The sequence below is a fragment of the Rhizobacter sp. P2_H2 genome (genome assembly GCF_056403375.1).
Genome location: NZ_JBFUFP010000519.1, coordinates 1 through 3,788, shown reverse-complemented (window position 1 = coordinate 3,788; position 3,788 = coordinate 1). Strand labels below are relative to the sequence as shown.

The 3,788-nt window shown below is 65.4% G+C and carries 6 protein-coding genes; 1 reads left to right on the top strand and 5 read right to left on the bottom strand.

The window, feature by feature from the left end:
• Window positions 1-549 (bottom strand): DNA adenine methylase (locus tag AC1D15_RS21575; RefSeq protein ID WP_477827578.1); only part of this gene is annotated, 549 nt, incomplete at its 3' end.
• Between the two features lie 258 nt (window positions 550-807).
• On the opposite strand from AC1D15_RS21575, the gene AC1D15_RS21570 reads away from it, so the two are divergent.
• Complete coding sequence (locus AC1D15_RS21570) at window positions 808-1,083, top strand: DUF1488 family protein (protein WP_477827577.1); 276 nt, start codon at window positions 808-810, stop codon at window positions 1,081-1,083.
• 18 nt (window positions 1,084-1,101) lie between these two features.
• On the opposite strand, the gene AC1D15_RS21565 is transcribed toward AC1D15_RS21570, so the two are convergent.
• The 4 genes from AC1D15_RS21565 to AC1D15_RS21550 all read right to left on the bottom strand — a co-directional run bounded on the left by AC1D15_RS21565 (window position 1,102) and on the right by AC1D15_RS21550 (window position 3,758).
• On the bottom strand, window positions 1,102-1,659 hold the full coding sequence (locus AC1D15_RS21565) for a hypothetical protein (RefSeq protein ID WP_477827576.1): 558 nt from the start codon (window positions 1,657-1,659) through the stop codon (window positions 1,102-1,104).
• Window positions 1,659-2,225 carry a glycoside hydrolase family 108 protein gene (locus tag AC1D15_RS21560; RefSeq protein ID WP_477827575.1) on the bottom strand — a complete coding sequence of 189 codons (567 nt, stop codon included), beginning with the start codon at window positions 2,223-2,225 and terminating at the stop codon, window positions 1,659-1,661. Before AC1D15_RS21560 ends, AC1D15_RS21565 begins: the two co-directional genes overlap by 1 nt.
• A gap of 74 nt (window positions 2,226-2,299) precedes the next feature.
• Window positions 2,300-2,542 carry a hypothetical protein gene (locus AC1D15_RS21555; protein WP_477827574.1) on the bottom strand — a complete coding sequence of 81 codons (243 nt, stop codon included), beginning with the start codon at window positions 2,540-2,542 and terminating at the stop codon, window positions 2,300-2,302.
• The gene (locus AC1D15_RS21550; RefSeq protein WP_477827579.1) at window positions 2,535-3,758 is read right to left on the bottom strand and encodes a phage portal protein; all 1,224 of its coding nucleotides are present in this window, start codon (window positions 3,756-3,758) and stop codon (window positions 2,535-2,537) included. The genes AC1D15_RS21555 and AC1D15_RS21550 overlap by 8 nt, the downstream gene beginning before the upstream one ends.
• Between the last annotated feature and the right edge of the window lie 30 nt (window positions 3,759-3,788).

Here is a 3,788-nt window from a genome sequence, read left to right as displayed (position 1 = left end):
GCCCTCGGTCTGCCAGTACGGCGGATCCAGGTAGAAGAACGTGTGCGGCCGGTCGTAGCGCTCGATGCAGGTCTTCCAGTGCAGCCGCTCGACGAAGGTGCCGGCCAGGCGCAAGTGCGCAGCGCTCAGCTGCTCCTCGATGCGGAGCAGGTTCACCGGCGGCGCCGTCGTCGCCGTGCCCCAGGTCTGCCCCTGCACCTTGCCGCCGAAGCATTGGTGCTGCAGGTAGTAGAAGCGCGCGGCGCGCTGCACGTCGGTCAGCGTCTCCGCGGGCGTGTCCTGGATCCACTTGAACACCTCGCGGCTGGACAGCGCCCATTTGAACTGGCGCACGAACTCCTCGAGGTGATGCTTCACCACGCGGTAAAGGTTCACCAGCTCGCCGTTGATGTCGTTGATGACCTCCACGTCCGCCGGCGGGCGAAGGAAGTACAGCGCGGCGCCGCCGGCGAAGACCTCGACATAGCACTTGTGCGCCGGAAAGCGCGGAATCAGCAGATCGGCCAGGCGCCGTTTGCCGCCGATCCAAGGAATGATTGGGTTAGCCATGAGGCTCCAGTTGGGTGTGGGTACACTGCGCCCCGCCTCCCGGGAGGTGGCAGGGCCTTGGCTGGGCTCACAGGTCGACTCTGTGGGTTTGGTGGCTGCCGGGGTGTTAGCGCACTCCGGCAGCCGCCTTGTCTTTTGACATGTGCAGACGCCTGCACTTGCTCTAAAAAAGCGCTTGCGCGGTGGCAAGAGCAGCGGAAAAATATCGCGCATCCGGGCTAATCGCCGGGCACTCCGGCATTCGATGGGAGCATCGAGATGATCCAGCAGGAGTTCGTCAGCGCACCGATTGTTGACACCGGAAGCGAGTCCGTCCGGTTCGCCGTTGTCGTCGGCGGATTGGTCATCAGGGCCTTGGTCTCAAGAGAATTTCTGGAAGACCGTTTTCTGGCCGGCCCAAGGCCATCGGATTGGCTTGCTGCCTACGAATCCCACCGGCAAGAGCTCCACCAGATGGTCTCCAGGATGTACCTGCGCGAGGGGATTTCCCCCGTGCTCATCCACACCGATGAGTTCTGGGACGGTAGCCGCTGACTCACGACGAGTAGCGCTCTACTTGAGCGCCGGCGCCCTCGCCAGCAGTTCCGTCTTCTCTGCCGACCCGCGGCTCGATCCAAACTCGAACTGGTGCGCATCGCGCAGGCCGTTGGCGAACTGCTGGGTCAGCATGCCGAGCGGGCCGTTGAGCGCCATGATCAGCGGATTCACGTCGCCGCCCTTGGTCACGCCCAGCCAGGTCACGAAGACCATCGCCGACAGGCAGGCGAGCATGCCCACCACGTCGCCGACGATCATCAGGTCCGCGCGCTTGGTCGTCCTGCCGAGCTGAGCGAGCTGCACGTCGCGCTTGCGGGCGTCCTGCCGATCGGCGAGGAAGGCCTTGTCGAGGTCGGCCTCGGCCGCGATAACCGCCTGGCGGAACGCCAGCAGCGCAGCAGGATCGGCCTGAATCGCGCTCAGCGCGGCCTGGCCGGTGTCCTTGCCGGTGACCTGCTTGGCGATGTCGATCACAGTGCTGGCGGCCTGCTCGGCCTGGTCGCTGCCGGTGATCCACTTCAGGATGCCCGGCACGAACTGCGCGAGCGCGAATGCGGTGCTGATCGGGTCCATCAGGCCTTGCCTCCTGCTGCGGTCGTGATCTCAACCCGGTTCAGCAGCCAGCCGTAGACGAAAGCTTCATCCTTCGAGCGGCGCTCGGCCAGCTCGATGTAGAAGACACCCTGCAGTGCGTTGAGGGCGCGCAGCAGCACCACCTGTCCCTCGGCGCCGCGGCGGCGCGTGTACTCCCGCAGCGACGCCAGCGTCATCGGGCCGATGCGGCCGTCCGCCTTCACGTCGGGATACCAGCTGCCTTCCTTGTTCAGCACGTTCAGCGCGCGCTGCAGGAAGGTGGCCGCCTGGTCGGTGCCCTGGTTCACCGCGGTGTCGAACAGCTCGCCGGCTATGACCGGGGCTGCGCTTGCGACCTGGTCGAGCTGCAGCGCGTCCCAGTATCGGCTGCGGTAGATCGACTTGGCCCGGTCCAGGCCGAGCAGGTGCATCGGTCCGGTGTAGCCGAAGGCGCGCGCCACCGCCTCGGTGATGCCGTAATTCGTCTGGCCGCCGCTGTCGCGCGGGTCGTCACTGAAGCCGGCTTCCTTGCCGAGCACGGCTTCGTAGGCTACGTTGAAGTCCATTCGCTGTTGTCCCTGTCCTGGTTCTGGTGTCTTCGAGGTGGTCGTGCTGTTTTGGAATCGTTCGGCGCTGTCGGTCACTTGCTGAGCAGACGACTGAACCAGTCAAACTTGATTGCCCCCAGGCCGAGGAGCGCCATCACCGCGTACATCGCAAAGCGCCGCAGGCCCTTACCGAGCTGGCGGTCGACGTAGCCGCCCCAMACRYCGACSAGGCGCTGYGCRGTGCGCTCGTCKCCSAGCTGGGTCACGAGCTGCGCAGCGAGCTTCTCAGCGATGCGCTGCATGTCGGCATCGGTCAGGGTACGGGGGTCATTCATCGGCGTTGTCCTCCTGGTCGTCGTTGTTGGATTTGGTTGGCGCGGCGCCCTGCTTCGGCGGGCTGGGCAGGCCGCTCGCGTTCTGGTTCGTCACGTCGCTGCTGAAGCGCAGGTCTTTCTCTTTGACCTTGCGGCGCCACTCGGCGACCTGCTCCAGCACGGTGTCGGGGTTGCGCCCGGCCTTGCGGATCACCTCGACCTCGCTGATGAAGCCGGCCTGGCTCAACGTCAGCCAGGCTGTGGCTTCCTTCGCCATGTCGATCCACGGCATCGACGGCGCGATGTAGAGCACGTCGTCCTCGGTCCCCGGCATCACGTCCTTCGGCGTCGGCACCACTTTCGAGAAGTCGGCCGCGAAGATGAAGTTCTCGACGGTCGGCCGCACGCACATGCTGACGAAGTCGTCGGTCAGGCAGGCGTAGTGCACCCACTGCTCGACGAGTTCTTGGCGCTGACTGCTGTAGGTGCCGTCGTAGTTGCGGCTGAGACTGGAGTAGCTCGCACCGATGCCGGCGGCGAACGCACGCAGCTGGCCGTTGCGGAAGGTGACCAGGTTCGGGTTCGGGCGGTTGCTGTCGATCAGGCCGATTTCTTCACCGACCGCGAGCGTGTCGATGATGGTGCCGGGGGACAGCGCGATCTGGCGCGCGATGTCGTTGCCGTTGTCGTCCTTCAGCGGGCCCTCGTAGCCGCCGCCGTCTGGCGCCTGGCGCTTCACGTAGCCGGTCAACATCGCGGCGACCTTCGCCGCGATGCGCTCCGACTCCTCGTAATCCTTGATGTCCTCGATGCGACCAATGACGCTGGCGTACCGAGTCACCCCGCGCGATTGACCGATACGCTGCAGGTGTGCCAGGTGAAGCATGCGGTCTGCCGGGATCGACTTCGGGTCTTGCCGCAGGCTCACCGCCTCGCTCGGGTGGCGCTTGTGCACAGCGTAGTTGGACGCACGCCCCCAGGCATTGCGCTGGATGCCATGCTCGAAGCCCCGGGCAGCATCGGTGTAGTCCATCGGCACCATGTCCGCTTCCAGCAGCTCCAGCGAGAACGGCACCCGGGTCCCATGATCGAGTCCAGGCACCTGCCCCAAGAGGATCTGAGCGAAGGCTTCCCCATCTCGGTACAGCGAGCGGGCAAGCAGGCGCTGGCAACGCGCATAGCTGTGCTGCCAACGGACTTCAGGGCGCCGCTGCCGATCGCGCCAGGCGGACGACAAGGCCTTCGCATAGTCAGTGTGAATCTCGCC

Coding starts and splice junctions, on each gene's coding strand:
- AC1D15_RS21570 (WP_477827577.1), top strand. CDS start 808: ATGATCCAGCAGGAGTTCGTCAGCGCACCGATTGTTGACACCGGAAGC.
- AC1D15_RS21565 (WP_477827576.1), bottom strand. CDS start 1,659: ATGGACCCGATCAGCACCGCATTCGCGCTCGCGCAGTTCGTGCCGGGC.
- AC1D15_RS21560 (WP_477827575.1), bottom strand. CDS start 2,225: ATGGACTTCAACGTAGCCTACGAAGCCGTGCTCGGCAAGGAAGCCGGC.